This window comes from Salmonella sp. NW645, assembly GCF_051703725.1.
GTDB classification, from domain to species: domain Bacteria; phylum Pseudomonadota; class Gammaproteobacteria; order Enterobacterales; family Enterobacteriaceae; genus Salmonella; species Salmonella enterica.
On sequence record NZ_JAMMKR010000021.1, the window covers coordinates 1 to 4,757 of the forward strand.

Consider the following 4,757-nt stretch of genomic DNA (forward strand, 5'->3'; position numbering starts at 1 on the left):
GTAAGCAGAGTTTTTGAAATGTAAGGCCTTTGAATAAGACAAAAGGCTGCCTCATCGCTAACTTTGCAACAGTGCCGTCGATTGAAACACGGTGCATCTGATCGGACAGGGCGTCTAAGAGCGGCGCAATACGTCTGATCTCATCGGCCGGCGATACAGGCCTCGCGTCCGGATGGCTGGCGGCCGGTCCGACATCCACGACGTCTGATCCGACTCGCAGCATTTCGATCGCCGCGGTGACAGCGCCGGCGGGGTCTAGCCGCCGGCTCTCATCGAAGAAGGAGTCCTCGGTGAGATTCAGAATGCCGAACACCGTCACCATGGCGTCGGCCTCCGCAGCGACTTCCACGATGGGGATCGGGCGAGCAAAAAGGCAGCAATTATGAGCCCCATACCTACAAAGCCCCACGCATCAAGCTTTTGCCCATGAAGCAACCAGGCAATGGCTGTAATTATGACGACGCCGAGTCCCGACCAGACTGCATAAGCAACACCGACAGGGATGGATTTCAGAACCAGAGAAAGAAAATAAAATGCGATGCCATAACCGATTATGACAACGGCGGAAGGGGCAAGCTTAGTAAAGCCCTCGCTAGATTTTAATGCGGATGTTGCGATTACTTCGCCAACTATTGCGATAACAAGAAAAAGCCAGCCTTTCATGATATATCTCCCAATTTGTGTAGGGCTTATTATGCACGCTTAAAAATAATAAAAGCAGACTTGACCTGATAGTTTGGCTGTGAGCAATTATGTGCTTAGTGCATCTAACGCCGCCATAAACGGCGACAGGGTGGCGCGCCTATTGCGCATAAAATGGCGAAGCCATGCGCAACAGGCGCGGAATCTCTGGCGTCCGGTTTGATGGCTTTGTTATGCAAAGGACTAGTCTTCAATGACGTGTAAACCACGGCGCTTTAAGTCCTCCAACGAATCCAACATTCCCCTTATTAATTCAACAGGATGCCCCTCCCAGTCTTCAACAACGCCAACAATTCTCAAGGGTTCGCAGGTTCTATAGGACTGTGTTGGATTACCGGGAAATCTTTTGTTCGTAAGATTCGGATCGTCTTCGAACGGTCCTGTTGGCTCAACTATGTATATGTAGCCGCGACCCTCGAGGCCAGACAGTGACATAGCAAGTTCAGCTCCCCAAACTGCTGGCTCCATCAAGGCTGAAAAGTAGATGTGCTTAAGAATACGACCGTCCTCGAAATGAGAGATGAACCCTGTGGTTAGCAAGTCACCAATCGCCAAATTGGCTTTGGTTCCATGATAGAACGGTCCTTGCACCTGCTTGTAATTATCATGAGAGATGGGAATCCAATCTTTTACCATTTTAAGACCCTTAATTGTTGGGATTTGGCTGCATAACGCCTGAAATAAGCCGTGCCGCGAAGCGGCATCGGCTTGATTGAATTGTTAGACGGCAAACTCGAGCCAATACTTGTGCAGGCCAACAATATTAGACGAGCACAGCATGGGCATTGCCGCTTTGATCTTCTCCAGTGACCAATTCCACCACTCCATCTCCAGAAGCAATGAAATTTCCTCATCGGTGAAGCGTTTCTTAATCTTCTTAGCGGGATTGCCGCCAACGATAGCGTAAGGCTCCACATCTTTTGTCACCAACGAGCGGCTGCCTATCACCGCACCGTGCCCGATCTTGATTCCGGGCATGACCATTGCCTCAGAGCCGATCCAAACGTCATTGCCAATGACAGTATTACCTGCTTTTTGGAAGGCATCGAGTGCGCTTGAGAATGCAGGTTCTTCCTGCATATAAAAGAACGGGAAAGATGATGCCCAGTCGTACCGATGCCCCTGATTGCCAGCCATGATAAAGGAAGCCCCACTCCCGATAGAGCAGAAACTACCGATGATCAACTTATCAACGTCATCACGGTCCGGAAACAGATACCGTGCGCAGTCATCGAATGAGTGCCCATGATAGTAGCCAGAGTAATAGCTGTACCGCCCAACTTTGATATTGGGGTTCTTCACTTGCTCAGAAAGCAGCTTGCCTTTGAAGGGGCTATCAAAGTAGTTGGTCATAAGAGATCCCGCGGTCTGTGACTTTGCCGTCTAACGTTTGAAATAAGGGGCGCCGAGCGCCAGCGAGGGGAGCCAAAAGCTTGCTTTTGGCCGTCCCGACTTGATTGAAGGGTTGGGCGATTTTGCCATTAGATTTTTTATAAATTTAGTGTGTTTAGAATGGTGATCGCATTTTTCTTGGCTTTTATGCTTGATGTTAAATTCGACCCCAAGTTTCCTGTAAGTGCGGACACAAAAACATATTTATGTCCTGATTTGCTTATAATAAACCCTTCAAACCATCCGTTTTGTAAGGTTCTATTTGCTGTGAATCCTGCACCAGTTTTCCCATACAGTTTTGTACTATTATCCAGATCTTGTAGATACATGTTCTCTATGGTGTTTTCTATGGCTGAGTTTTTAACTGGGAGATTGTGATTAATAATTTTACGCAGGAATTGAATTTGTTCTTCTGGTGAAATTTTTAAGCTACTTTCGAGCCATGCTTCTGTTAATCCGTTGTTTCTTTCTTTATCTCCAGAGAAGTCTTGATTTCCATAATCAAAATCTTTGAGATAATTCTTGATTTTATTTAATCCAATTTTTTGGGTTATTTCTTGCGAAACCCAAACAACAGAAAATTGCATCCACGTCTTTGGTGTATGATTGCTGTTCCAGATCTCCATTCCTTTGGGGGTTTTATCCCATTTGAATATGGTTTTCTGATCTATTATTTCCGCATCAAATGCCATAAGTGATAATGCGATCTTGAAAGTTGAATCTGGTGCCATTTGCGTTGCACACTTTGCTTTATTGAATTGAGCAATTTCAGCGTTTGTGGATGCATCGTAAAGTAAAAAACAACCTTCAGTTCCTTCAAATAATGGAGATGCAACAGTAGAGATATCTGTTGATGCACTGGCGCTGCTGTAGATAATATTTGCAATTATTAAAAAAATAGCGAAGTTGATATGTATTGTGTTTTTCATAATAAGTATTGGTTTGGTAAAGGGCTTAATTTTAACGGCTAACAATTAATGAGGCTCCGGGTTCGCCCAACGTTTGACATGAGGGGCGGCCAAGGGCGCCAGCCCTTGGACGTCCCCCTCGATGGAAGGGTTAGGCATCACTGCGTGTTCGCTCGAATGCCTGGCGTGTTTGAACCATGTACACGGCTGGACCATATGGGGTGGTTACGGTACCTTGCCTCTCAAACCCCGCTTTCTCGTAGCATCGGATCGCTCGCAAGTTGCTCGGCGACGGGTCCGTTTGGATCTTGGTGACCTCGGGATCATTGAACAGCAACTCAACCAGAGCTCGAACCAGCTTGGTTCCCAAGCCTTTGCCCAGTTGTGATGCATTCGCCAGTAACTGGTCTATTCCGCGTACTCCTGGATCGGTTTCTTCTTCCCACCGTCCGTCCCCGCTTCCAAGAGCAACGTACGACTGGGCATACCCAATCGGCTCTCCATTCAGCATTGCAATGTATGGAGTGACGGACTCTTGCGCTAAAACGCTTGGCAAGTACTGTTCCTGTACGTCAGCAAGTGTCGGGCGTGCTTCTTCTCCGCCCCACCACTCGACGATATGAGATCGATTTAGCCACTCATAGAGCATCGCAAGGTCATGCTCAGTCATGAGGCGCAGTGTGACGGAATCGTTGCTGTTGGTCACGATGCTGTACTTTGTGATGCCTAACTTTGTTTTTGCGTTGCTCATGATGTCTAACTCCCAATTTGTGTAGGGCTTATTATGCACGCTTAAAAATAATAAAAGCAGACTTGACCTGATAGTTTGGCTGTGAGCAATTATGTGCTTAGTGCATCTAACTTTGTTTTAGGGCGACTGCCCTGCTGCGTAACATCGTTGCTGCTCCATAACATCAAACATCGACCCACGGCGTAACGCGCTTGCTGCTTGGATGCCCGAGGCATAGACTGTACAAAAAAACAGTCATAACAAGCCATGAAAACCGCCACTGCGCCGTTACCACCGCTGCGTTCGGTCAAGGTTCTGGACCAGTTGCGTGAGCGCATACGCTACTTGCATTACAGTTTACGAACCGAACAGGCTTATGTCCACTGGGTTCGTGCCTTCATCCGTTTCCACGGTGTGCGTCACCCGGCAACCTTGGGCAGCAGCGAAGTCGAGGCATTTCTGTCCTGGCTGGCGAACGAGCGCAAGGTTTCGGTCTCCACGCATCGTCAGGCATTGGCGGCCTTGCTGTTCTTCTACGGCAAGGTGCTGTGCACGGATCTGCCCTGGCTTCAGGAGATCGGAAGACCTCGGCCGTCGCGGCGCTTGCCGGTGGTGCTGACCCCGGATGAAGTGGTTCGCATCCTCGGTTTTCTGGAAGGCGAGCATCGTTTGTTCGCCCAGCTTCTGTATGGAACGGGCATGCGGATCAGTGAGGGTTTGCAACTGCGGGTCAAGGATCTGGATTTCGATCACGGCACGATCATCGTGCGGGAGGGCAAGGGCTCCAAGGATCGGGCCTTGATGTTACCCGAGAGCTTGGCACCCAGCCTGCGCGAGCAGCTGTCGCGTGCACGGGCATGGTGGCTGAAGGACCAGGCCGAGGGCCGCAGCGGCGTTGCGCTTCCCGACGCCCTTGAGCGGAAGTATCCGCGCGCCGGGCATTCCTGGCGGCACTGTTGCAAATAGTCGGTGGTGATAAACTTATCATCCCCTTTTGCTGATGGAGCTGCACATGAACCCATTCA

The 4,757-nt window shown here is 49.1% G+C and carries 6 protein-coding genes and 1 pseudogene; 1 reads left to right on the forward strand and 6 read right to left on the reverse strand.

The features are described from left to right. The 6 genes from NA389_RS21785 to NA389_RS21810 form a co-directional block, all read right to left on the reverse strand. Nucleotides 1-322 (reverse strand): dihydropteroate synthase (locus tag NA389_RS21785; protein WP_223602031.1); only part of this gene is annotated, 322 nt, incomplete at its 3' end. Then, nucleotides 316-663 (reverse strand): quaternary ammonium compound efflux SMR transporter QacE delta 1, encoded by a 348-nt coding sequence (locus tag NA389_RS21790; protein ID WP_000679427.1) that lies wholly within the window; start codon nt 661-663, stop codon nt 316-318. The genes NA389_RS21785 and NA389_RS21790, both read right to left, overlap by 7 nt. A gap of 222 nt (nt 664-885) precedes the next feature. Next, on the reverse strand, nt 886-1,338 hold the full coding sequence (locus NA389_RS21795; protein WP_001749986.1) for an NAD(+)--rifampin ADP-ribosyltransferase Arr-3: 453 nt from the start codon (nt 1,336-1,338) through the stop codon (nt 886-888). An 84-nt stretch (nt 1,339-1,422) separates the two neighbouring features. After that, complete coding sequence (locus NA389_RS21800; RefSeq protein WP_000186237.1) at nt 1,423-2,055, reverse strand: type B-3 chloramphenicol O-acetyltransferase CatB3; 633 nt, start codon at nt 2,053-2,055, stop codon at nt 1,423-1,425. Between the two features lie 137 nt (nt 2,056-2,192). After that, nucleotides 2,193-3,023, reverse strand: a complete 831-nt coding sequence (locus NA389_RS21805) for an oxacillin-hydrolyzing class D beta-lactamase OXA-1 (RefSeq protein WP_001334766.1) — start codon at nt 3,021-3,023, stop codon at nt 2,193-2,195. 130 nt (nt 3,024-3,153) lie between these two features. Next, nucleotides 3,154-3,708: a fluoroquinolone-acetylating aminoglycoside 6'-N-acetyltransferase AAC(6')-Ib-cr5 gene (locus NA389_RS21810; RefSeq protein ID WP_063840321.1), complete on the reverse strand. Its 555-nt coding sequence runs from the start codon at nt 3,706-3,708 to the stop codon at nt 3,154-3,156. A 291-nt stretch (nt 3,709-3,999) separates the two neighbouring features. Here NA389_RS21810 and intI1 point away from each other — a divergent pair. Continuing rightward, nucleotides 4,000-4,680, forward strand: a pseudogene (gene intI1 / locus NA389_RS21815) (class 1 integron integrase IntI1); the annotation flags it as partial. Nucleotides 4,681-4,757 lie beyond the last annotated feature (77 nt).